This is a genomic window from Streptomyces sp. NPDC058653 (assembly GCF_042716895.1).
Classification (GTDB): Bacteria; Actinomycetota; Actinomycetes; order Streptomycetales; family Streptomycetaceae; genus Streptomyces.
Genome location: NZ_JBHXRM010000003.1, coordinates 208,114 through 231,099, shown reverse-complemented (window position 1 = coordinate 231,099; position 22,986 = coordinate 208,114). Strand labels below are relative to the sequence as shown.

18 protein-coding genes are annotated in these 22,986 nt (G+C 70.4%); 9 read left to right on the top strand and 9 right to left on the bottom strand.

From position 1 onward, the window contains the following. Nucleotides 1-1,032: a class II fructose-bisphosphatase gene (gene glpX / locus ACFWU9_RS04380; protein ID WP_384314829.1), complete on the top strand. Its 1,032-nt coding sequence runs from the start codon at nt 1-3 to the stop codon at nt 1,030-1,032. A gap of 150 nt (nt 1,033-1,182) precedes the next feature. Here glpX and ACFWU9_RS04375 read toward each other — a convergent pair whose 3' ends face one another. Both ACFWU9_RS04375 and ACFWU9_RS04370 read right to left on the bottom strand, forming a co-directional pair. Beyond that, the gene (locus ACFWU9_RS04375) at nt 1,183-1,557 is read right to left on the bottom strand and encodes a WhiB family transcriptional regulator (protein WP_384314828.1); all 375 of its coding nucleotides are present in this window, start codon (nt 1,555-1,557) and stop codon (nt 1,183-1,185) included. Nucleotides 1,558-1,831: 274 nt separating this feature from the next. Next, nucleotides 1,832-2,500, bottom strand: coding sequence for a DUF1707 domain-containing protein (locus ACFWU9_RS04370; RefSeq protein WP_384314827.1), 669 nt, complete (start codon nt 2,498-2,500; stop codon nt 1,832-1,834). Nucleotides 2,501-2,716: 216 nt separating this feature from the next. Here ACFWU9_RS04370 and ACFWU9_RS04365 point away from each other — a divergent pair, with 216 nt between their 5' ends. After that, nucleotides 2,717-4,387 (top strand): fumarate hydratase, encoded by a 1,671-nt coding sequence (locus ACFWU9_RS04365; RefSeq protein WP_384314826.1) that lies wholly within the window; start codon nt 2,717-2,719, stop codon nt 4,385-4,387. 66 nt (nt 4,388-4,453) lie between these two features. Here ACFWU9_RS04365 and ACFWU9_RS04360 read toward each other — a convergent pair whose 3' ends face one another. Beyond that, nucleotides 4,454-6,004, bottom strand: a complete 1,551-nt coding sequence (locus ACFWU9_RS04360) for a ricin-type beta-trefoil lectin domain protein (protein WP_384314825.1) — start codon at nt 6,002-6,004, stop codon at nt 4,454-4,456. Nucleotides 6,005-6,110: 106 nt separating this feature from the next. Here ACFWU9_RS04360 and ACFWU9_RS04355 point away from each other — a divergent pair, with 106 nt between their 5' ends. From ACFWU9_RS04355 to ACFWU9_RS04340, 4 genes are all read left to right on the top strand, one after another. Beyond that, nucleotides 6,111-7,541, top strand: coding sequence for a class II fumarate hydratase (locus tag ACFWU9_RS04355; protein WP_384314824.1), 1,431 nt, complete (start codon nt 6,111-6,113; stop codon nt 7,539-7,541). Between the two features lie 116 nt (nt 7,542-7,657). After that, complete coding sequence (locus ACFWU9_RS04350) at nt 7,658-8,332, top strand: DUF402 domain-containing protein (protein ID WP_384314823.1); 675 nt, start codon at nt 7,658-7,660, stop codon at nt 8,330-8,332. Nucleotides 8,333-8,830: 498 nt separating this feature from the next. Continuing rightward, nucleotides 8,831-10,765 carry a SpoIIE family protein phosphatase gene (locus tag ACFWU9_RS04345; protein WP_384314821.1) on the top strand — a complete coding sequence of 645 codons (1,935 nt, stop codon included), beginning with the start codon at nt 8,831-8,833 and terminating at the stop codon, nt 10,763-10,765. A gap of 226 nt (nt 10,766-10,991) precedes the next feature. After that, nucleotides 10,992-12,443 (top strand): catalase, encoded by a 1,452-nt coding sequence (locus tag ACFWU9_RS04340; RefSeq protein WP_384314919.1) that lies wholly within the window; start codon nt 10,992-10,994, stop codon nt 12,441-12,443. 72 nt (nt 12,444-12,515) lie between these two features. Here the strand turns inward: ACFWU9_RS04340 and ACFWU9_RS04335 are convergent, their stop codons facing one another. Beyond that, nucleotides 12,516-14,792, bottom strand: coding sequence for a transglycosylase domain-containing protein (locus ACFWU9_RS04335; protein ID WP_384314819.1), 2,277 nt, complete (start codon nt 14,790-14,792; stop codon nt 12,516-12,518). 265 nt (nt 14,793-15,057) lie between these two features. On the opposite strand from ACFWU9_RS04335, the gene ACFWU9_RS04330 reads away from it, so the two are divergent. Genes ACFWU9_RS04330 through ACFWU9_RS04320 form a run of 3 tightly spaced genes read left to right on the top strand, consistent with a single transcriptional unit; the run spans nt 15,058 to nt 16,862 of the window. Further along, nucleotides 15,058-15,993 carry an SPFH domain-containing protein gene (locus tag ACFWU9_RS04330; protein ID WP_384314817.1) on the top strand — a complete coding sequence of 312 codons (936 nt, stop codon included), beginning with the start codon at nt 15,058-15,060 and terminating at the stop codon, nt 15,991-15,993. After that, nucleotides 15,990-16,295, top strand: a complete 306-nt coding sequence (locus ACFWU9_RS04325; RefSeq protein ID WP_384314815.1) for a hypothetical protein — start codon at nt 15,990-15,992, stop codon at nt 16,293-16,295. Before ACFWU9_RS04330 ends, ACFWU9_RS04325 begins: the two co-directional genes overlap by 4 nt. Nucleotides 16,296-16,316: 21 nt before the next feature. Continuing rightward, nucleotides 16,317-16,862 carry a carboxymuconolactone decarboxylase family protein gene (locus ACFWU9_RS04320; RefSeq protein ID WP_384314813.1) on the top strand — a complete coding sequence of 182 codons (546 nt, stop codon included), beginning with the start codon at nt 16,317-16,319 and terminating at the stop codon, nt 16,860-16,862. Nucleotides 16,863-16,874: 12 nt separating this feature from the next. Here the strand turns inward: ACFWU9_RS04320 and ACFWU9_RS04315 are convergent, their stop codons facing one another. The 5 genes from ACFWU9_RS04315 to ACFWU9_RS04295 form a co-directional block, all read right to left on the bottom strand. After that, nucleotides 16,875-17,705: a hypothetical protein gene (locus ACFWU9_RS04315; RefSeq protein ID WP_384314812.1), complete on the bottom strand. Its 831-nt coding sequence runs from the start codon at nt 17,703-17,705 to the stop codon at nt 16,875-16,877. Beyond that, nucleotides 17,702-19,087, bottom strand: coding sequence for an AI-2E family transporter (locus ACFWU9_RS04310; RefSeq protein WP_384314810.1), 1,386 nt, complete (start codon nt 19,085-19,087; stop codon nt 17,702-17,704). Before ACFWU9_RS04310 ends, ACFWU9_RS04315 begins: the two co-directional genes overlap by 4 nt. Nucleotides 19,088-19,226: 139 nt before the next feature. Then, entirely contained in the window at nt 19,227-19,928 is a 702-nt protein-coding gene (locus ACFWU9_RS04305) for a transglycosylase SLT domain-containing protein (protein WP_384314808.1), read from the bottom strand. A gap of 390 nt (nt 19,929-20,318) precedes the next feature. Next, on the bottom strand, nt 20,319-21,635 hold the full coding sequence (locus ACFWU9_RS04300) for a PhoH family protein (protein WP_384314806.1): 1,317 nt from the start codon (nt 21,633-21,635) through the stop codon (nt 20,319-20,321). Nucleotides 21,636-22,046: 411 nt separating this feature from the next. Continuing rightward, entirely contained in the window at nt 22,047-22,811 is a 765-nt protein-coding gene (locus ACFWU9_RS04295) for an isoprenyl transferase (protein WP_384314804.1), read from the bottom strand. Nucleotides 22,812-22,986 lie beyond the last annotated feature (175 nt).

Here is a 22,986-nt window from a genome sequence, read left to right as displayed (position 1 = left end):
ATGACCGAGCATCAACTCCCGTCACCGCTGGACGTCTCTCCGGAGGCTCCCGACCGCAACCTCGCCCTCGAACTCGTACGGGTCACCGAGGCCGCCGCCATGGCCGCCGGTCGCTGGGTGGGCCGGGGGGACAAGATCGGCGCGGACGGGGCGGCCGTGAACGCCATGCGCACCCTGGTCTCGACCGTCTCGATGAACGGCGTCGTCGTCATCGGCGAGGGCGAGAAGGACGAAGCCCCGATGCTGTTCAACGGCGAGCGGGTCGGCGACGGCACCGGTGCCGAGGTCGACATCGCCGTGGACCCGATCGACGGCACCACACTCAACGCCAAGGGCATGCCGAACGCCATCGCGGTGCTCGCGGCGGCCGACCGCGGCACGATGTTCGACCCGTCGGCGGTCTTCTACATGGACAAGCTGGTGACCGGGCCCGAGGCGGCGGACTTCGTCGACATCACCGCACCTGTCTCGGTCAACATCCGCCGGGTCGCCAAGGCCAAGAACTCGGCACCCGAGGACGTCACCGTGGTCATCCTGGACCGCCCCCGCCACGACGGCATCGTCAAGGAGATCCGGGAGACCGGGGCGCGGATCAAGTTCATCTCGGACGGCGACGTGGCCGGTTCGATCATGGCCGTGCGCGACGGTACGGGCGTCGACCTGCTGATGGGCATCGGCGGCACCCCCGAGGGCATCATCTCGGCGTGCGCGATCAAGTGCCTGGGCGGCACGATCCAGGGCCGGCTCTGGCCGAAGGACGCCGCCGAGCGGCAGCGGGCGCTGGACGCCGGGCACGACCTGGACCGGGTACTGGCGACGGACGACCTGGTCAGCGGCGACAACGTGTTCTTCGTCGCGACGGGCATCACGGACGGCGAGTTGCTGCGCGGGGTGCGCTACCGCTCGGAGACCGCGACCACCCAGTCGATGGTCACGCGCTCCAAGTCAGGCACGATCCGGCAGATCGACTCGACGCACCGGCTGTCGAAACTGCGCGCCTACAGCACGATCGACTTCGACCGCGCGAAGTAGCGGCACCCGCGAGGCGCCGCGCCCCCGGGCGCCTCGGGCGCCGGGACGCGCGACCGCGAGCGCCTCGCGCGTCGGTACGCGTGAAACCGGGGCGCCCCTCGTACGCGGCGGGGGGCGCCCCGGTCACAGGTGATCAAGTGGGACGGGCGGTCAGCCCGCCGCGGCGATCCGGCCCGCGGCCGAGGCCGCGTTCCGCAGCTCCACCTCGCGGCGCCTGCGGCGCGCCAGGACCACACGGCGTTCGGCGGCGGTCAGGCCGCCCCAGACCCCGTACGGCTCCGGCTGGAGCAAGGCGTGCTCCCGGCAGTCGACCATCACCGGACAGCGGGCGCAGACCCGCTTCGCGGCCTCCTCACGCGCCAGCCTCGCGGCCGTCGGCTCCTTGGAGGGGGCGAAGAACAATCCGGCTTCGTCCCGGCGGCACACCGCCTCTGTGTGCCAGGGTCCGGCCTGATCCTCCCGAGCGGGACTCCGCTGGGGCGGTACGGCGGCGACCTGCAGGGGCTGATGCGGCATTGGCAGCACGGTCCACTCCTGACGACGGCTTCGCGAGCGAGAGACGATGCAGCAGTCCCTACCCGCTGTGCGCGCGCCTAAGCACTGAGTGGCACTGGGATACGAGGTGCGGAACGGTGTGCGGAACGCCGGGCATCCCCTGTCCGGCCTGCCCGAAGGCTCCGTCGACCGGCCCCCAACCGGAATCGGAAATGGAACCGATCAACGGCACCGATCAACGGCCGCGCGGCACCCGCCCCGAGGGTCGGCGGCGGCGGTGGCGGTCGACGGCTGTCGGTGGCGGTCAGTGGCCCAGGTGCTTGCGCAGCCGCCTGTTGAGGTCCGCGATGAACTTCCCGCGCTTCGGCTTGGCCTCGATGCTGGCGAAGACCGAGTGGCCGTTGACGATCACGATGGGGGCGTCGCGCTGCGTGCTCTCCAGCCTGCGGACCTCGAAGTTGCCGAAGATGCCGGTGCCACCGCCGTGCAGGGTGATGTTCTCGGGGACCCGTACCTCGATGGAGCCGAAGATCGCGGTCGCGTTGATCACGGTCGTCCGCTGGCCGAAGATCGCCTCGGTCAGATCGATCTCGATGTTGCCGAAGAGCGCGAAGGCGTTCGTACGGCGGCCGACCCGCCAACGGCCCTTGCGGGTCGAGCTGCTGAAGATCGCGACCATGTTGTCGGCCGGTTCGCTGTCGTCGTCGGGGCCGTACAAGTGGGGTGAGGCGCCCGATCCTGGGGTGGTGGGGGTCGGCGGCAAGTCCTTGACGATCGGCTCCAGTTCACCCAGCGTCTTGGCGCGGTAGACGGCGTCGATCCGCTCGGAGTGCTCCTCGGCGTCCAGGCGACCGAGCGCGAGGGCTTCCCTGAGGATGTCGGCGATCCGGTCTCGGTCGGCGTCGGAGGCCCTGATGCCGGAGGCGGGCTCCGCCGGAGCGACCGGCTTCTGGGGGTGCTTTTCGAGGTCCACCGCACCAGAGTAGCGAAACGCGATAGATCGCGACTAGGGGGACGCGGCCCGGCATCCCCGACCCGTTTCGCCCGCCTCCCGCGCCCGCTTGGCCCCTCCGGCCGCCGGACTACTGAGTCTGACCTCACCCCGTCCGCCCCCGCGCCACGTCTTACGCTGAGAGGCGCGCTGCCCGACGAAGGTCAGCCGCCGCCCGCCGAGTGAGGAATGGCCGAAATGCCAGAGTTTGCGTACTCCGATCTGCTCCCTCTTGGAGAGGACACGACGCCGTACCGCCTGGTGACCGCCGACGGCGTCTCCACCGTCGAGGCCGACGGCCGTACGTTCCTCAAGGTCACCCCCGAGGCGCTGCGCACGCTGGCGGCCGAGGCGATGCACGACATCTCGCACTATCTGCGCCCGGCCCACCTCGCCCAGCTGCGCAGGATCGTCGACGACCCGGACGCGTCCTCCAACGACAAGTTCGTGGCGCTCGACCTCCTGAAGAACGCCAACATCGCGGCCGCCGGGGTGCTCCCCATGTGCCAGGACACCGGCACCGCGATCGTGATGGGCAAGCGCGGACAGAACGTCCTCACGGAGGGCGGCGACGAGGCGGCCCTCTCGCACGGCATCTACGACGCGTACACCAAGCTCAATCTGCGCTACTCGCAGATGGCCCCGCTGACGATGTGGGAGGAGAGGAACACCGGCTCGAACCTCCCCGCGCAGATCGAGCTGTACGCGACCGACGGCGGCGCCTACAAGTTCCTCTTCATGGCCAAGGGCGGCGGCTCGGCCAACAAGTCGTTCCTCTACCAGGAGACGAAGGCCGTCCTGAACGAGGCTTCCATGATGAAGTTCCTGGAGGAGAAGATCCGTTCACTCGGTACGGCCGCCTGCCCGCCGTACCACCTGGCGATCGTCGTCGGCGGCACCTCCGCCGAGTTCGCGCTCAAGACCGCCAAGTACGCCTCCGCGCACTACCTGGACGAGCTGCCGGCCGAGGGCTCCCCCGCCGGCCACGGCTTCCGGGACAAGGAGCTGGAGGAGAAGGTCTTCGAGCTGACGCAGAAGATCGGTATCGGCGCCCAGTTCGGGGGCAAGTACTTCTGCCACGACGTACGGGTCGTACGGCTCCCCCGGCACGGCGCCTCGCTGCCGGTCGCGATCGCCGTGTCCTGCTCGGCGGACCGCCAGGCGGTCGCGAGGATCACCGCCGAGGGTGTCTTCCTGGAGCAGCTGGAGACCGACCCGGCGCGCTTCCTGCCGGACACCACCGACGACCACCTGGACGGCGACGGGGGCGACGTCGTACGGATCGACCTCGGCCGGCCGATGGACGACATCCTGGCCGAGCTGACCAGGCACCCCGTCAAGACCCGGCTGTCGCTCACCGGAACGCTCGTCGTGGCGCGCGACATCGCGCACGCCAAGATCAAGGAGCGGCTGGACGCGGGCGAGGAGATGCCGCAGTACCTGAAGGACCACCCGGTGTACTACGCGGGGCCCGCCAAGACGCCCGAGGGGTACGCGTCCGGGTCGTTCGGCCCGACGACGGCGGGCCGGATGGACAGCTACGTGGAGCAGTTCCAGGCGGCGGGCGGCTCGAAGGTCATGCTCGCCAAGGGCAACCGCTCGAAGCAGGTGACCGACGCCTGCGGCGCGCACGGCGGTTTCTACCTCGGCTCGATCGGCGGCCCGGCGGCCCGCCTCGCGCAGGACTGCATCCGGAAGGTCGAGGTCCTGGAGTACGAGGAGCTGGGCATGGAGGCGGTGTGGAAGATCGAGGTGGAGGACTTCCCCGCGTTCATCGTCGTGGACGACAAGGGCAACGACTTCTTCACCGAGCCCGCGCCGGCGCCGACGTTCACCAGCATTCCGGTCCGGGGTCCGGGCCTCGCGTAACCACCGGGCGCACGCGGAAGCCCCCGAGGGATCTCATCCCTTCGGGGGCTTCCGCGGGCCCGGGGGTCACCCGAAGCGCTGGTTCGCGGACCCGTCGCAGTTCTGGAGCCTGAGCGGGTCCCCGCCCGAAGCCAGGGTCAGACAGAGCGTGCCCGCCGACGCCGGGCGGATGGTGCCCGCCTCGCGCACGAACTTCTGGTTCGCGCCGCCGTGGCAGTCCCAGAGGGTGACCGCCGTGCCCGCGCGGTACGCCCCCGAGGGGACGTCGACGCAGCGGTCGTGGCTCAGCTCGCTGTGCAGCGACCCGGCTCCGGCGCCCGTGCCAATGTCGTACCACCAGCCCTGGTTGCGCCCGTCGTCGCAGCCGTCGCCGGTGATCTTGGAGCCGTTGCGTGTCTTCGACGCGTCGACGTCGACGCAGGTGCCCGTTCCCTCGTTCTTCAGTGGCCGAAAAACGTCGTCCCAGGCGCCCGGCTGGAGCACGGGCCGGCCCGTGCTCGCCGGGTCCGCGCAACTCGCCTCGCTCAGGCCCGAGTCGTAGAGCTGGGTCAGGCAGGAGGCGAAGGCGGCGTGTCCGGCCGCGTTCGGGTGGAAGGACTGGCGGACCGAGTTCTCGTTCGGCGGGAAGGGGTTGGTGAGGTCGATGAACAGACCCCGTGCCCAGTCGTCGTCCGTGCACACCTCATGGCCGTGGAAGAGCCGCGAGTTGTCCAGATACACCGCGCCGGAGTTCTTCGCCGCCCGGCGCATCCCGCTCTGGAAGAGGGGGACCGCGCCGTCCCGGGCCCAGGCGGTGTCCGCGTCGTGGAGGGTGCAGCCGCCGGGGATCTTGCCGGGGAAGCGCGGGTTGTCGCCCTGGTCGGGGGCGAGGGGACCCGGGTAGCCCATCACCACGAGCCTGTAGTCGCCGTCGGCGTAACCCGCGTCGCGCATGACGCCCCGCAGGTCGGCCACGGTCGCCTTGACCTTGGGGACGAGCGCGTCGACCCGCGCCTGCCAGCCCGGCCGGTACGTGGGGGCGCAGGGCCCCTGGAGGGTGAACCAGCGGAGCACGCAGTCGGTGATCACCGGGGCGAACCGGAGATCGTCGTTGGCGCCCGCCACCAGCACCACCATCGTGATCCGGGTGTTGCGTGCCTTGATGGCGAGGCTGTCGCTCTGGACGAGTTCGTCGGGGTACTGCGCCGTGCCGCCGGCCCGGATGTTGACGGTCGAGGCGCCGGAGCAGGAGACGTTGTACGTTACGTCGGCGGCGATCCCGGTGCGGTGGATCGCCGCATCGGGTGAACGGTGACACCAGTTGTCCGGCCCGTCCGTGCCGGGCTCGTAGGTGCCGACGCCCTCGCCGGAGATCTCGCTGTCGCCGAGCGAGATCAGCGCGGTCCTGCGCCGGTCGGGCGGGCGCTCCGCGGGGTCGCCGTAGAGCCGGGTGGCCTCCGCCGCGCGGATCTCCTCCAGGGCGGGCGGCAGCGGGGTGGACGCGCGGACCGCGGCGGGCGCGCCGACGGGGGCCGACGCCCGGGCCGCGGGGGTCAGCGCGACGAGTCCGCCGACGACGCTCGCGCAGGCGGCGAGAGTGGCGACGGCACTTCGGAACGTGGATCTCGTACGGTGCATGGCCTCCCCGATCTCAGTGGTAAAAGAGGTTTTTACTGGCGGGTAGGGGACTTGGGAACACTTCGGACAGGACAATTGCTCAACTTCCGCAGGAGGTACCACCACGATGACGAGCGACGCGCACACGCACGACGGGACAGCCGCGGCGGCCGGCGGCGACTACCGCACGGAACACGACTCCATGGGCGAGGTCCGGGTCCCCGCACACGCGAAGTGGCGGGCCCAGACCCAGCGGGCGGTGGAGAACTTCCCCATCTCCGGCCGGCGTATCGAACGGGCCCATATCGAGGCCCTGGCCCGTATCAAGGCCGCCGCCGCCACCGTCAACGCGGAACTCGGCGTGCTGGAGCGGGACATGGCCGAGGCGGTGCGCGGCGCCGCGGCCGAGGTCGCCGAGGGCCGCTGGGACGAGCAGTTCCCGGTGGACGTCTTCCAGACCGGCTCGGGCACCTCGTCCAACATGAACGCCAACGAGGTCATCGCCACCCTCGCCACCGAGCGCCTGGGCCGCGAGGTGCACCCGAACGACCACGTCAACGCCTCGCAGAGCTCCAACGACGTGTTCCCCTCCAGCATCCACATCGCCGCGACGGCCGCCGTCACCGCCGATCTGGTCCCGGCCCTCGACCATCTCGCCGCCTCGCTGGAGCGCAAGGCCGAGGAGTTCGCGGACGTCGTGAAGTCGGGCCGTACGCATCTGATGGACGCCACACCCGTCACGCTGGGCCAGGAGTTCGGCGGTTACGCCGCGGCGATCCGGTACGGGATCGAGCGGCTGGAGTCGGCCCTCCCCCGTCTGGCCGAGCTGCCCCTGGGCGGTACGGCGGTCGGCACCGGCATCAACACGCCGCCCGGCTTCTCCGCCGCCGTCATCGCCGAGGTGGCCCGTACGACCGGGCTACCGCTGACCGAGGCCAGGAACCACTTCGAGGCGCAGGGCGCGCGCGACGGGCTCGTGGAGACGTCGGGCCAGCTCCGCACCGTCGCCGTCTCGCTCACGAAGATCTCCAACGATCTGCGCTGGATGTCGTCGGGACCGCGCACCGGGCTCGCCGAGATCAATCTGCCCGATCTCCAGCCCGGCTCGTCGATCATGCCCGGCAAGGTCAATCCGGTGATCCCGGAGGCCGTCCTGATGGTGGCCGCCCAGGTCATGGGGAACGACGCGACCGTCGCCACGGCGGGGGCCGCGGGGAACTTCGAGCTGAACGTGATGCTGCCGGTGATCGCCAGGAACCTCCTGGAGTCCGTACGGCTGCTGGCGAACGCCTCCCGGCTGCTGGCCGACCGCACCGTCGACGGCATCACGGCGAACGTGGAGCGCGCCCGGGAGTACGCGGAGTCGTCCCCCTCCGTCGTCACCCCGCTGAACAAGTACATCGGCTACGAGGAGGCGGCGAAGGTCGCGAAGAGGTCGCTGGCGGAGCGGCGGACGATCCGCGAGGTGGTGCTGGACGCCGGTTATGTGGAGCGCGGCGTTCTCACCCTGGAGCAGCTGGACGAGGCCCTGGACGTCCTCCGGATGACACATCCGTGAGATCCGGCGAGTCTTCCGGCGCGGGCCTGTGCCCGGGCGGTGATCGGCACCGACAAGATCGAGCCGTCCCGGCGCACCTCACAGCGCCCGGAGGGCCCCGGCTCTAAGATCTGCGCATGACAGGTGCGGACGGCATTCGACACTGGGACCGGGGCGAGCGGATTCTCTGGCGCTACCGGGACAACGGCTCTCGGCACGTCCACATCTGCCGACCGGTGACCGTCGTCCAGGACACCGAGGAGCTTCTCGCCGTCTGGATGGCGCCGGGCACCGAGTGCGTCAAGCCGGTGCTCGCCGATGGCACTCCCGTGCACCACGAACCTCTCGCCACCCGGTACACCGCGCCGCGCACCACCGCCCGGGCCCACTGGGAGGGCACGGGCGTGCTGAAACTGGCGCGTCCCGACGAGCCGTGGTCCATCTGGCTGTTCTGGGACCAGGGCTGGCAGTTCCGCAGCTGGTACGTGAATCTTGAGGAGCCCCGGCTGCGTTGGGCGGGCGGCATCGACTCCGAGGACCACTTCCTCGACATCTCGGTCTACCCGGACCGCAGCTGGCTCTGGCGGGACGAGGACGAGTTCGCCGAGGCCCAGCGGGTCGGGCTGCTGGACGCCGGCCAGGCGCTGCGCGTGCGGGAGGCGGGGAGCGCGGCGGTCGAGATGATCAAGGCGTGGGGCGAGCCGTTCTCCGCCGGCTGGGAGGACTGGCGGCCCGACCCCCGGTGGTCGGTGCCCGAGCTGCCGGAGGGCTGGGACCGGGCCCCCGAACCGGCAAAGGTCCGGACCAGATGAGGCAGAAGGGTGCAGGTGGACCCACGTACCTGGTGATCACCGGGGCGGGTTCGCCGACCTCGTGAGACCCTTGATGCGCCCCCAGGGTTCAAACGTAGGATCGTCCTCCGCAAGGCTGCGCCTGACCAACGCGCCTGAGGGGCAGCGGAGCTGACTCAGGGTCACGTGGCTGGACCGACGAGCCGCACGACGTACGACGCACGCGAGAACGATTCGCACGACGAACGAGCCGCAGACAGCCGCAGACAGCAGCACACGAGCCGCTGGACATCGACGAGGGGGTGGAGCCGTGCAGGACGCCTGCCGCGTCGGCATCCGTGGTCTCGGGGCCCTGGAGGGGCGTTTCCGGCGCAAGGTGCCGATGCCCGGCCGCGAAGGCCCCTGCGGTCCCAGACCCGGGACCCCCTGGACAAGGGCGGCAGCGCCGGGTCCTGTCCGGCAGGACCCAGTCGAATCGGTTGTCTCGCACCACCGGCCCGGACGGACGGAATCCCACGCGTGACGGAGCATCCCACCTCCCATGAAGGCCGGCAGCCCGTGGCTGCCCGGTCCCAGGAACGCACCCGGCCACGGCAGGAGGTCTCCTCCGCCGCCGTACCGCAGCCGTCGGTGCCGCCGGTTCCCACGCCCGCGACTGCGCAGGCCACCGTTCCCTCGGCCGCGCCCCCGCAGGACCCGGTGGGCGCCGCGCGGCGCGAGGGCGACCGCCTGCGCTTCGTGGGGGCCGCCACCCGTCGTATCGCGCGCGGCATCGACCTGGACGAGATCGTGCTCGGACTGTGCCGGGCGACCGTCCCGACCTTCTCCGACGCGATCCTCGTCTACCTCCGCGACCCGCTGCCGGTCGGCGACGAGCGCCCGGTCGCGCCCTTCGTACTGAGGCTGCGCCGTACGGACCGGCTGCGGCTCACCGACGAGGACACCGACAGCGCGGGCACGGTCGGCGCGGGTATCCAGCTGCCCGAGTCCGAGGCCGGCCGCGCGTCGGTCCTGGACCCGCAAACCGATGTGATGCCCGCCGCGCAGCTCTGCGAGGTGGCGTCCGGAGGCGCGCTCTCGGAGGTCCTGCGCGGTGTGCGCCCGGTCTTCGGCGACTCCGCCGCCGCCCGCGTGGCGCTGCCCGAGCTGCTCGGCGCCGAGATGACCGTGCCGGGCGGCCGGCGCGCGATCCTGGCCCCGCTGCGCGGCCGTCGCCGTGTCATCGGCGCGGCCGTCTTCCTGCGGAGACCGGACCGCCCCGCCTTCGAGCCCAACGACCTGCTGGTGGCCGCGCAGCTCGCCACGCACACCGCGCTGGGCATCGACAAGGCGGTGCTGTACGGCCGTGAGGCGTACATCGCGGACGAACTCCAGCGCACGATGCTCCCGGAGGGGCTGCCGCAGCCCACCGGCGTCCGGCTCGCCTCCCGCTATCTGCCCGCGGCCGAGACCGCGCGGGTCGGCGGCGACTGGTACGACGCGATCCCGCTGCCGGGCAGCCGTGTCGCCCTGGTCGTCGGCGACGTCATGGGTCACTCGATGACGTCGGCGGCCATCATGGGCCAGCTGCGGACGACCGCGCAGACCCTCGCCGGTCTCGACCTGCCGCCGCAGGAGGTCCTGCACCATCTCGACGAACAGGCGCAGCGCCTGGGCACCGACCGGATGGCCACCTGTATGTACGCGGTGTACGACCCGGTCTCGCACCGCATCACCATCGCCAACGCCGGTCATCCGCCGCCCATACTGCTCCATCTGGGCGGCCGGGCCGAGGTGCTCCGGGTGCCGCCCGGTGCCCCGATCGGCGTCGGCGGGGTGGACTTCGAGGCGGTGGAGCTGGACGCGCCGGCCGGCGCGACGCTGCTCCTGTACACGGACGGCCTGGTGGAGTCGCGGCTGCGTGACGTGTGGACGGGGATCGAGCAGCTGCGGGAGCGCCTCGCGGCGACGGCGCAGCTCACCGGTCCCGACCACTCGCCTCCTTTGGAGGCGCTCTGCGACGACGTGCTGGACGTGCTCGGCCCCGGTGACCGCGACGACGACATCGCCCTGCTGGCGGCACGCTTCGACGGGATCGCGCCGAGCGATGTCGCGTACTGGTTCCTGGAGCCGGAGGACGCGGCGCCGGGGCGGGCCAGACGGCTCGCCAGACGGGCCCTGTCGCGCTGGGGCCTGGAGGAGCTGAGCGACTCCGTCGAGCTGCTGATCAGCGAGGTCGTGACCAACGCGGTCCGGTACGCGGAGCGGCCGGTGACCCTGCGGCTGCTGCGGACGGACGTGCTGCGCTGCGAGGTCGGCGACGACTCGCCCCAGCTGCCCCGTCAGCGCCGGGCCCGTGACACGGACGAGGGCGGCCGGGGACTGTTCCTGGTCAACCGGCTGGCCAGGCGGTGGGGTGCGACACGGCTCTCCACCGGCAAGGTCGTCTGGTTCGAGATCTCGACCCGCCCGTAGACGGCGGCCCGTTGCGCACACGACGGCCGCGCCCCCGGATCACCTCCGGGGGCGCGGCCGTCGGCACGCGAGTACGAGTCCCTCCCGGACCGGGACAAATGTTGCCGACCATGTGTCGGCGGGTTTGACTGGGGCAGGCGGCCGGTTACGACCGCTGTCATCCCGCTGCGCCCGATTCCGGCCGGCGGGAACCCCTATCGTCGGGAGGACGCTCGTGACCGAGTCGATGCCCAAGGCCGCGTACACGACGAACAACGCCGGTGTCCCGGTGGAGAGCGACGAGAACTCGCTCACCGTCGGGCCCGACGGCCCGATCCTGCTCCAGGATCACTACCTCATCGAGAAGATGGCCCAGTTCAACCGGGAGCGCGTCCCGGAGCGGGTGGTGCACGCCAAGGGCTCGGGCGCCTACGGCGTCTTCGAAGTGACCAACGACGTCAGCCAGTTCACCAAGGCCGACCTCTTCCAGCCGGGCAGGCGCACCGAGATGCTGGCCCGCTTCTCCACGGTCGCCGGTGAGTTCGGGTCTCCCGACACCTGGCGCGACCCGCGCGGCTTCGCCCTGAAGTTCTATACGGAGCAGGGCAATTACGACCTGGTGGGCAACAACACGCCGGTCTTCTTCGTACGTGACACGATCAAGTTCCAGGACTTCATCCGCTCGCAGAAGCGCCATCCCGCCACCGGGCTGCGCAGCAACGACATGCAGTGGGACTTCTGGACCCTGTCACCCGAGTCCGCGCACCAGGTGACCTGGCTGATGGGCGACCGGGGCATCCCGAAGTCCTTCCGCCACATGAACGGCTACGGCTCGCACACCTATATGTGGGTCAACGGCGCGGGTGAACGCTTCTGGATCAAGTACCACTTCAAGACCGACCAGGGCATCGACTACCTCAGCCAGGCGGACGCCGACGAGATGGCGGGCTCCGACGCGGACCACCACCGCCGGGACCTGCACGAGGCGATCGAGTCGGGGAACGCGCCGACCTGGAGCCTGAAGGTCCAGGTCATGCCGTTCGAGGACGCGGCCGGCTACCGCTTCAACCCGTTCGACCTGACGAAGGTGTGGCCGCACGGCGACTACCCGCTGATCGACGTCGGCCGGATGACGCTCAACAAGAACCCGGACAACTTCTTCATCCATATCGAGCAGGCCGCCTTCGAGCCGTCGAACATGGTTCCGGGCATCGGCCCCTCGCCGGACAAGATGCTGCTCGGCCGGCTGTTCTCGTACCCGGACACCCACCGGTACCGGATCGGCCCGAACTACGCGCAGCTGCCGCCCAACCGGCCGCACTCGCCGGTGAACTCGTACGCCAAGGACGGTCCGATGCGGTACTTCGCGTCGAACGCCTCGGCGCCGTACGCCCCGAACTCCTACGGCGGCCCGGCCGCCGACATCGAGCGCTTCGGCGATCCGGCCGGCTGGGCGGCGGCGGGCGAGATGGTCCGCGAGGCGTACACGAAGCGGCGCGAGGACGACGACTGGGGCCAGGCGGGCACCCAGGTCCGCAACGTGCTCGACGACGCGCAGCGCGACCGTCTGGTGTCGAACGTCTCCGGTCATCTGCTCCAGGGCGTCACCCGGCCGGTCCTCGACCGGGCGTTCCAGTACTGGCGCAACATCGACAAGACCATCGGCGACCGGATCGCCGCGAAGGTCAACGGCGGCTGAGCTGTCCCCACCGCCGGCCAACGGCCGCCCGGTCCCCCGGGCGGCCGTTCCGGTGTGCGGTACGGCGCCCGCTCAGCCGGTGAAGCCCGGTGGGCCCTGGCCTTCGCCGCCCGCGTCGGTGCCGCCCGTGGAGCCCGTACCGCCGTTGTCGTTCCCGCCGTCCGTGCCGCCTGTCTCCTCACCGCCGCCTCCTCCTCCGGAGTCGTCGCCCGGCTCGGGCGGCGGGGCGGGGGGCTCGCTGGACGGCGGCGGGGGCTCGGACGTCGGCGGGTCGCTCTCTGTCTGGTCCGGGTCCGGCTCGTCCGGCGGCGGGGTCGCCTCCTCGCTGGGCGGCGGGGGCTCCGAGGGCGGCGGCGGGGGCTTGGGCGGCCGGTAGGCGGGCTCGGCGACATCGAGGTCGAACGAGGCGTCGGAGCCGCCGTTCAGCGCGCCCAGCGTGTAGTCGGCCCAGATCTTGGCGGGGAAGCCGCCACCGTTGGCGCGGCCGGAGTTGGCCGTGCCGGTGAGGGTCACCTGACCGCCGCCCTCGGCGGTCGACTCGCCGAACAGAGCGACGACCGTGGTCAGTTCGGGCGTGTAGCCGGCGAACCACGCCGACTTGTTGTTCTCCGACGTACCGGTCTTGCCCGCCGCCTCGTACGCGTCGGTGCTCGCCTCGTGGCCCGAGCCGTTCTTCACGACGCCGGTCAGCGCCGAGGTGACGGTGTCGGCGGACTCGCGGCTGATCGACTGGTCGCCGATCCGCTCGGGCAGTTCGACCTCACGGTCCTTGTGCTCGGCGGACTTCAGGATCGACGGGGTGACCTTCTCGCCGTGGTTGTCGAGCGTCGCGTACACCCCCGCCATGTCCCAGGTGGAGGCGCCCATCGTGCCCAGGGAGATCGCGGGCCGCTCGGGGAAGTCCTTGTCGCGCATGCCCAGGTCGAGCGCGGTCTTCTTCACCTTGTCCGGGCCGACGTCGACGACCATCTGGGCGAAGACCGCGTTGACGGAGTCGTTGGCCGCCTGCTGGACGGTGATGTCGCCGTAGTCCCGGTCGTCCTCGTTCTGCGGCGCGAAGGGCGTGTCGCTGCCGACGACGGGGCGCTTGCTCGTGCCGTCGTAGACCGTTCTGAGCCCGATCGTCTCGTCGTCCTGGGTCTTCGACCTGTTCTCCAGGGCCGAGGCGAGCACCACGGGCTTGAAGGTCGACGCGGGCTGGTAGTCGGTGCGCGTGGCGTTGTTGATCCAGTGCTCGGTGGCACCGACCCCGCCGTAGAGCGCGACCACCGCGCCCGTCTTCGGGTCGACGGACGTGGCGCCCGCCTGCACGGTGGCGTCCACCTTGTTCTTCTCGCGGTCGAGCTTGGACTCCAGCTGCTTGTCGACCGCGTCGACGAGTTCCTTCTGCCGCTTCTTGTCGACGCTGAGTGTGATCGTCCAGCCGCCGGCGTCGATGTCCGCCTTGTCGACGCCCTGCCGCTCCAGCTCGCTGTTGGCGGCCTCCACGAGATAGCCGGCCTGGCCCTCGGCGCCCGGTGCGGGCTTGGGCTTCTTCGGTACGGGGAACTTCAGCCCGCCGCGCTCGCCGGAGCCCAGCCAGTTCTCCTCGACCATGTTGTCCAGGACATAGTTCCAGCGGTCGGTGACGAGCTCCCTGCCGGTCTCGGTGGCCTGGGCCCAGTCGTACTGGTTCGGGGCCTGGAGCAGCGCCGCCAGATACGCGCCCTGCGCGACGTTCAGCTCCGTCGCGTCCACGCCGTAGTACGCCTGGGCGGCCGCCTGGATGCCGTACGCGCCCCGCCCGTAGTAACTGGTGTTCATGTACCCGGCGAGGATCTCGTTCTTGTCCATCCGCTGGTCGACCTTGAGCGAGATCACCAGCTCCTTGAGCTTGCGGGTGACCGTCTGGTCCTGGTTCAGGTAGTAGTTCTTCACATACTGCTGGGTGATGGTCGAGCCACCCTGCTTGCCCTTGCCCGAGACGGTGTTCATCAGGCCGCGGGCGGTGCCCTTGATGTCGACTCCGGAGTCCTTGTAGAAGGACTTGTTCTCGGCGGCGACGAAGGCCCGCTGGACATCCTTGGGGACCTTCTCCAGACCGACTATCTCCCGGTTGATCTCGCCCGTGCGGGCCAGGACCGTCCCGTCGCTGTACTTGTAGACGTTGCTCTGCATCTCGGCCTGGGCGTTGGCGGTCGGCACCGGGACCAGGAAATAGATCACGACGAACGCGCCCATGCCGAGCAGACAGAGCCCGAGGAACGTTCCGAGCAGCTTCCTCAGCGTGAGGAAGCCACGTATGCCGCCGGCCCTCCTGGCCCGGCGCGCCCCACGCTGCCGGGCCCCCCGCGCTTCCGCTCGGCCCATCGCTCCGTCCCTCCGCTCTCGGGTCCCGTGTCCTGCCTGGCCGGTCCTGGTCCACTTGTCGTACTTGCCGGAATCAGCTCAGAAAGCTAACACCGTCCCCTGCGACAAAGAGTCTCGATCCGGTCGTAATCAGACGTGACAATCAGCACCCACTCTCAAGGAACCGACTCACGAGAGGCGTGAAGGGTTGCGAAGCGCGTTAATGTGTAATCACAATGCTAGCCACGCCGACAGGGCGTGACAGCACGAGAAACGGGGACCGGACATGCCTACGACCAGCACTCCAGTGGTGGACGATCTGCCCGAGATGCCCGCACCGCGGGTCACGGAATTCCCGGCCAGGAGCATCGGCGGGGGCCTCGCGCTGCTGCTCGGGCTGCTCGGCCTGACAGGCGGGGTCGTCCTCGTCGTGGTCGGCGCCGCCGTCGGCTCGACCGGCGCGAAGGTCGCGCTGATCGTGCTCGGCGTGCTGGTCGCGCTCGCCGCGTTCGTCGCGATGTGCGGGCTGAACATGGTGGCGCCGGGCGAGGCCCGCGTCGTCCAGCTCTTCGGGCGCTACCGGGGCACGATCCGGGTCGACGGTCTGCGCTGGGTGAACCCGCTGACCTCACGCGCGAAGATCTCGACCCGTGTGCGGAACCACGAGACGGCCGTCCTGAAGGTCAACGACGCCTACGGCAACCCGATCGAGCTGGCGGCGGTCGTCGTCTGGCGCGTCGAGGACACCGCCCAGGCGCTCTTCGAGGTGGACGACTTCCTGGAGTTCGTCTCCACCCAGACCGAGGCCGCCGTCCGGCACATCGCGATCGAGTACCCGTACGACGCCCACGAGGAGGACGGTCTCTCGCTGCGCGGCAACGCCGAGGAGATCACCGAGAAACTCGCCGTCGAGCTGCACGCCCGGGTCGAGGCGGCGGGTGTGCACATCATCGAGTCCCGCTTCACCCATCTCGCGTACGCTCCGGAGATCGCCTCGGCGATGCTCCAGCGCCAGCAGGCGGGCGCGGTCGTGGCGGCACGCCGGCTGATCGTGGACGGCGCCGTCGGCATGGTCGAGGCGGCCCTGACCCGGCTGACCGAGCAGGACATCGTCGAGCTGGACTCCGAACGGAAAGCGGCGATGGTCAGCAACCTTCTGGTCGTGCTCTGCGGTGACCGGGCCGCGCAGCCGGTCGTGAACACGGGCACTCTTTACCAGTGACCGAACGCAAGCAGGTCCTCCTGCGCCTGGACCCGGCGGTCTACGACGCCCTGGCACGGTGGGCGTCCGACGAACTGCGCAGCGCCAACGCGCAGATCGAGTTCCTGCTGCGCCGGGCCCTGGCGGAGGGGGGCAGGCTCCCGCGCGAGGCGAGGCCGATCCCCCGCCGGGGCAGACCGCCGAAGGTCCCGAAGCCTCCGGCGCCGCCCTCGGACGGCGACGGCCCGCGGACCCCCGGAGACGGCCCGCGGACTCCCGGCGCCGGCGACGGCCGCGACGCACCCGACGACCACGCACCGTAGATCCTGTCCCAGGAGAGCCCGATGTCACTCGACTCGCTGAAGGCCGCCGTTCCCGAGTACGCCAGGGATCTGCGCCGCAATCTCGACGCGGTCCTCGACCGGGGCGGGCTCTCCGAACAGCGGCTGTGGGGCACGGTGCTGGTCTGCGCGATCGCCGCACGCTCGCCGTACGTGCTGCGCGAACTGGCGCCCGAGGCCCGGGCCCGTCTCTCCTCCGAGGCCTACACCACGGCCAGGTCGGCCGCCGCCGTGATGGCGGTGAACAACGTGTTCCACCGCACCCGGCACCTGCTCTCCGATCCCACGTACGGAGAGCTGCGCACGGGTCTGCGGATGACGGCCACCGGCCATCCCGGTGTCACCAAAGCCGACTTCGAGTTCTGGTCGTTCGCGGTCTCCGCGATCAACGGCTGCGGGCTCTGCCTCGACGCGCACGAGGGCGCGCTGCGCAGGCTGGAGGAGGACCGCGGGACGATCCAGGAGGGCATCAAGATCGCGGCGGTGATCCAGGCCCTCGCGACCACGCTCGACGCCGAGGCCGTCCTGGACGGTCTCGGCGAGTCCTGAGGCGGCGCCCGGTCACTCCCTCTTGAGCCGCTCCATCAGCGCCAGCATGTCCTCGACCATGGCCGGTTCGAGCCCGCCCAGATGGAGGACCTGCTGCTGGTCGAGGTCGAAGTCCGAGTCGCGTCGGTCCCGGTCGTAGTCGACCACCTGGCCGACCGAGAGCGAGAGCACGGCCTGTCCGTCGAGGACCTCCAGCACCGGGTTGTCGCCCCCGGCCTGGCTCACCAGATAGGCCCGCTCCCCCACGTCGGGGACGAGCTTCAGGGTCTGCTCCCCCGCCCCCTGGTCGGCCGGATGGATCAGGGACGCGTCGAACTGCGGCCCCGGATCGGTCTTCTTGTGCAGCGTGTACGTGATCTCCGCGTACGCCCGGACGATCGGTCCCCCGCGATGCCGGATCCCGGCCGGTGTCCTCGGTACGAGGTTGACCGTGCAGACGGACTGGTCGAGCGCCTTGTCCTCGCCCACCGCGGCGAACGGGTCCCGCTTCTCGCCGATGGTGGCGCTCAGCGCCGGCAGGTCCGCGTCGAGGCAGAGGTTACGGCTGACGTCGTAGCCCTCCAGGTCGGGTCCCGCCCTGTCGTACGCCCACAGGGCGCCCGCCCACACCGCTGAGGTCAGCAGCACCCCGGCCAGCCCCCAGACCCAGGGACGCCGCCGCAGCGGCACTCCCCGTATCAGGGGATGGTCGTCGGCGCCCATCGTCTCGGACTCGTCCGCCGGCCCGTCGTCACCGCCCGGCGCGGACGCCGGGCGGAATCCGGGAACTCCGGGGCGTCCGGCGCCTCTCTGCGCCGGGACCGGCGGCGGGTCCTCGCCCTCCAGTTCCGGTTCGGAGATCATTCCTGACCGTTCCGGGGCTCGGCGGGCGGAGTGTCGGAGACCGGCGCCTCCGGGGCCGGGCCGGGGACCGCGGGAGCCGGGACAGGTGCGGGTGGGACGGGCGTCGGAGCGACGCCGGGCTCCGGGACCACGAGCGGGGCCGCTCCGTCGCGCGGGGCGGGCTCCCGGTTGTAGGCCCGGAGGTAGCCGACGACGGAGTTCGTGACGGCCACGAGCGGCACCGCGACGACCGCGCCGCCGATACCGGCGACGAGTCCGCCCGTCGCGACCGCGAGCACGACGGCCAGCGGGTGCACCCGTACCGCGCGGCCGAGGATGAAGGGCTGGAGGATATGGCCCTCGATCTGCTGGACGGCGAGGACGACGATCAGCACCATCAGCGCCGTGAACACGTCCTGGGTGACCAGGGCGACGACGACGGCGAGCGCGCCGGAGATCACCGCGCCGACCAGCGGGATGAAGGCGCCGAGGAAGATGAAGACGGCGAGCGGCACGGCCAGCGGGACATCGAGGAAGTAGAGGCCGAGGCCGATGAAGACCGCGTCTATCAGCGCGACTATGAGTGTGCCCCGCACATACGCCGTGAGCGTGCGCCAGGCGCGCGGCCCGGCGCCGGCCAGGCCCGGACGGGCCTGCGCGGGAAACAGCTTGAGCGACCACTCCCAGATCCGCCGCCCGTCGTAGAGCAGGAAGAGGGTCGAGAAGACGGCGAGCAGGATACCCGTCAGCAGCTCGACCACGACGGTCACGCCCTGGATGCCCGCGGAGGTGATCTCCTCGGTGTTGGTGCCGATCGCGTCGCTGAGACTCTTGGCGAGATCGTTGATCTGCTGCTCGGTCACATGGAACGGGCTGTTGAGCAGCCAGCGTTTGAGCTCCTCGATACCGTCCGTGACCCGGTCGGAGAGCACGTCGATGTTCTCCACGACCTGCCACACCACGAACCAGCCGATGAGCCCCATGACGACGAAGCCGGCGAAGGCGGTCACCGCGGTGGCGAGACCGCGCGGCAGGCCCCACTTCTTGAGCATGGCGACCGTCGGCTGAAGAAGCGCCGTGACGAGCAGCGCCCCGACGAAGGCCATCACCACGAGCTGGACGGCGCTGATGATCTTCATCAACACCCAGAGCATGGCGGCGAGTACGAGCAGCCGCCAGGCGGCCTCGGCGGCGACCCGCATCCCCCACGGGATGGCGGCCGAGGGCTCCGGCTTGGCCGGGGAATCGGGCACCCGGCCCGCCGGCACCGGAAGCGTCTCCGGTATCCGTCCGCCCCCCGGCACGTCGTCCGCCGTCGCCTCCGTCCGGCGCTCCCCCAACCGCTCGCCCAGCGAGGTCAGTTCCGCCCCGACCCGGCCGAGCCACCCCGGCAGTTTCGACATGCTGAATCCTTCTTCCCCGGAGTCGTACTGCCTGACGGTACACGCGCAAAGCCCCTCACCGTAGGACGGTGAGGGGCTTCACAAGGTTGAGCGCCGACGGCGGGAAAACCGACGGGAAGTACGGGGTGGGGCGGTGGATCTAGTACCAGTTGTTGGCCTGCCAGAACTCCCAGGCGCCGCAGGGGCTGCCGTAGCGGTCGTTCATGTAGTTCAGGCCCCACTTGATCTGGGTGGCCGGGTTGGTCTGCCAGTCGGCGCCGGCGGAGGCCATCTTGGAGCCGGGGAGCGCCTGGACGAGACCGTAGGCGCCCGACGAGGGGTTGGACGCCTGGTAGTTCCAGGTGGACTCGTGGTCCACGATGTTGCTGAAGCACTGGTACTGGTCGCCAGGGATCATCTGGCGGGCCATCGCCTGGACTTCGGCGACGGAGTACGAGCTCTGCACCACGAAGTCGGAGGAGTCCCGCGTCTCCGAGCGGCTGGCGCGCTCCTCTTCCTTCTCCTTGGCCTCGCGCTCCTGCTCGGCCTTCTCCTCGGCGGCCTGCTTCTTCGCCTTGGCGTCCTTGGCGGCCTGGATACGAGCCGATTCCTCGGCGGACTTCTTCGCTGCGACGTCGGCGGCGTTGGCCTGCGCGTCGGCCTGCTGCGCCAGCGACACAGTCTGGACCTGGGCGTGCTGGCCCGCGGGGATGTCTGCGAGGAGTGTCGTGTCAGCTGCGGTCGCCTCGAAATTGTCGTCCGAGGCCTGGGGAGCGCCCGAAGCCACTCCCACGACTGCGCCGACGGTGGTGACCGCTGTAGCTGATGCCACGGCGAATCCCCGGACCGAGATCCGGCTCACACGGTTTCCTTCCAGCAGCGTCCGTGTACGTGACCTCACGGATGCAATCGTGCCCCTGGCACTGGTCTCCGTACCGCACGTCACGGGAGACACGGGCCCGTCGGCAACTTCCATGGCGGAAGCGCCGGATGAAGCGCGGGCGGCATACGACGTCACGTGTTGAGTTGTGTGGTGCGGCATCCCTGAAGATGCGGGGTGTCGTATGCGGGGCCTGACGGAAGCAAGACTCTGCCGGACACCGACGCCGGGAGGCAATTCTTCGTTGCGTGGGATAGCTCACACCCCGTTTGCCACACCGGTTTCACGGAAATGGCGGCGCGGCAAGGCGCCGCCCGGCTAGGCTCTTGCGGCCTCTCCGGGCGGCGCCAACTGCCGCATTCAGGCGGAGAACTAACCTTCCTCCAGCATTTCGGTCACGAGCGCGGCGATGGGCGAGCGCTCGGAGCGGTTGAGGGTGACGTGCGCGAAGAGCGGGTGGCCCTTGAGCTTCTCGACGACGGCGACCACTCCGTCATATCTCCCGACACGCAGGTTGTCGCGCTGCGCCACGTCATGGGTCAGCACCACGCGGGAGTTGGCCCCGATACGGGAGAGAACGGTCAGCAGAACGTTCCGCTCCAGCGACTGGGCCTCGTCGACGATGACGAACGCGTCGTGCAGCGAACGTCCCCGGATGTGCGTCAGAGGCAGCACTTCGAGCATGCCGCGCCCCAGCACCTCCTCGATGACCTCACGGCCCGCGACGGCCGACAGGGTGTCGAAGACCGCCTGCGCCCAGGGGCTCATCTTCTCGGCCTCGGTGCCCGGCAGATAGCCGAGCTCCTGCCCGCCGACCGCGTACAGCGGCCGGAAGACCATCACCTTCTTGTGCTGGCGGCGCTCCAGGACCGCCTCCAGGCCCGCGCAGAGGGCCAGGGCCGACTTGCCGGTGCCCGCCCGGCCGCCCATCGAGATGATGCCGATGTCCGGGTCCAGGAGCAGGTCGAGCGCGATGCGCTGTTCGGCGCTGCGGCCGTGGATCCCGAAGGCCTCCCGGTCGCCGCGGACGAGCTTCACGTTGCCCTCGGGAGTGATACGGCCGAGCGCCTTGCCGCGGTCGGACTGGAGGACCAGTCCGGTGTGCACGGGCAGGTCGGCCAGCTCCGGCACGTACAGGGTCTCCTCGGTGAAGAGGAGGTCGACCTGCTCGGCCGAGAGCGCCATCTCACTCATACCGGTCCAGCCGGAGTCGGTGATGGCCAGCTCGGCGCGGTACTCCTCGGCGAGAAGCCCGACCGACGATGCCTTGATGCGCAGCGGCAGGTCCTTGGAGACGACGGTCACGTCGTACCCCTCGGCCTGGAGATTGCGCGCCACCGCGAGGATCCGCGAGTCGTTGTCCCCCAGTCGGAAGCCGGCGGGAAGGACGCCGGGATCGGAGTGGTTGAGCTCGACGCGCAGCGTGCCGCCCAGGTCGCCCAGCGGGATGGGGGCGTCGAGGCGGCCGTACCGGATACGGAAGTCGTCGAGCAGGCGCAGGGCCTGCCGGGCGAAGTATCCGAGCTCCGGATGGTGCCTCTTGGCCTCCAACTCCGTGATCACCACGATCGGCAGCACGACTTCGTGCTCGTCGAAGCGGGACATGGCGTTCGGATCGGCCAGCAGGACGCTGGTGTCGAGAACATAGGTGCGCCTGTCGGGCATGCGGCGCTTTGTGCTTGTCACCACGGAAGGACGTACCCCCTCGGACGAGGTCGGGATGCGACGGCGTCACGGGCTGTGGTCGCCCGCCTGGCGGCGGACGGCGGACCGGACTCGGGCCCACATGCGCGGGCCGAGGACCGGCCCTCCACGGCGCCCGTACGCGTCACCGTACGATCGTCCTGGTGCAAAGGGCCTCCCGGGCGGACGGCTGGGCCGACCGCTGAGATTCGACGCCCGCCGCCATTGCCGGCGGTTCTGCTCGGACGTCGACCTGGGAGAGGTATTCCCTCGAATGTCCGCCGCCATGCCACGGCATATGACGGACAGCGTGTGAACCTGGGGTGACGGGAGGCACGCCGGCCCGCGAACGAGCGTTCGGTGTGGCGTACGGGGTGATTCCGGGGAGGGGTATCGGAGGGCTTGCGGGGCCGGGCCTCAGACTCCGTAGCGGCGGTGTCGCGCGGCGTAGTCACGGAGGGCCCGGAGAAAGTCGACCTTCCGGAAAGCCGGCCAGAAGACCTCGCAGAAGTAGTACTCCGAATGGGCGCTCTGCCAGAGCATGAAGCCGGAGAGACGCTGCTCGCCGCTGGTCCTGATCACCAGGTCGGGGTCCGGCTGGCCGCGGGTGTAGAGGTGTGAGGCGATCAGATCGGTGTCGACGATCTCCGCGAGGTCCTCGAAGGAGGTGCCCTTGTGGGCATGGTCCAGGAGGAGGGAGCGGACGGCGTCGGCGATCTCCTGCCGCCCGCCGTAGCCGACCGCGACATTGACCAATATCCCGGCGTTCCCGTCGGTGGCCTGCTCGGCCTCCTTGAGGACGGTCTGTGTACGGGAGGGCAGCAGGTCCAGGGTGCCGACGTGGTGGACGCGCCAGCGGCCGTCGGCCGCCAGATCACGAACGGCGTTCTCGATGATGCCGAGGAGGGGGATCAGTTCCTCGTCGGGGCGGTCGAGGTTGTCCGTGGAGAGCAGCCACAGGGTGACCACCTCGACGTCCGTCTCGACGCACCAGCCGAGCAGTTCCTGGATCTTGCTGGCGCCGGCCTTGTGGCCCTGTTCGGTCGTGCCGCCGGAGGCCTTGGCCCAGCGGCGGTTCCCATCGAGGACGACACCGATGTGCTTGGGGAGCACCTGGGTGTGATCGAGGCGCCTTTCCACCCGGCGTGCGTAGAGCCCGTACACCAGGTCGCGCAAGTTCACTGAGTCCACCTCTCGATTTCTGCCGGGGACCGCCGTCAGGCGGCCGCGGGCAGCATGTCCACCGCGGGGAGGGCGGTCCGAGAGAAGAGGGGACCGCCCCTGGCACCCGAAGCCGTCACAGTACTGCGCGGGCGGCGCGACGGCCCAACCCGGTCTGTCACAAGTCCGTGATAGG

Excerpts from the sequence above, each read along its gene's own strand:
- glpX (WP_384314829.1), top strand. The coding sequence starts at position 1 with ATGACCGAGCATCAACTCCCGTCACCGCTGGACGTCTCTCCGGAGGCT.
- ACFWU9_RS04365 (WP_384314826.1), top strand. The coding sequence starts at position 2,717 with ATGCCAGAGTTTGCGTACTCCGATCTGCTCCCTCTTGGAGAGGACACG.
- ACFWU9_RS04360 (WP_384314825.1), bottom strand. The coding sequence starts at position 6,004 with ATGCACCGTACGAGATCCACGTTCCGAAGTGCCGTCGCCACTCTCGCC.
- ACFWU9_RS04355 (WP_384314824.1), top strand. The coding sequence starts at position 6,111 with ATGACGAGCGACGCGCACACGCACGACGGGACAGCCGCGGCGGCCGGC.
- ACFWU9_RS04350 (WP_384314823.1), top strand. The coding sequence starts at position 7,658 with ATGACAGGTGCGGACGGCATTCGACACTGGGACCGGGGCGAGCGGATT.
- ACFWU9_RS04340 (WP_384314919.1), top strand. The coding sequence starts at position 10,992 with ATGCCCAAGGCCGCGTACACGACGAACAACGCCGGTGTCCCGGTGGAG.
- ACFWU9_RS04335 (WP_384314819.1), bottom strand. The coding sequence starts at position 14,792 with ATGGGCCGAGCGGAAGCGCGGGGGGCCCGGCAGCGTGGGGCGCGCCGG.
- ACFWU9_RS04330 (WP_384314817.1), top strand. The coding sequence starts at position 15,058 with ATGCCTACGACCAGCACTCCAGTGGTGGACGATCTGCCCGAGATGCCC.
- ACFWU9_RS04320 (WP_384314813.1), top strand. The coding sequence starts at position 16,317 with ATGTCACTCGACTCGCTGAAGGCCGCCGTTCCCGAGTACGCCAGGGAT.
- ACFWU9_RS04315 (WP_384314812.1), bottom strand. The coding sequence starts at position 17,705 with ATGATCTCCGAACCGGAACTGGAGGGCGAGGACCCGCCGCCGGTCCCG.
- ACFWU9_RS04310 (WP_384314810.1), bottom strand. The coding sequence starts at position 19,087 with ATGTCGAAACTGCCGGGGTGGCTCGGCCGGGTCGGGGCGGAACTGACC.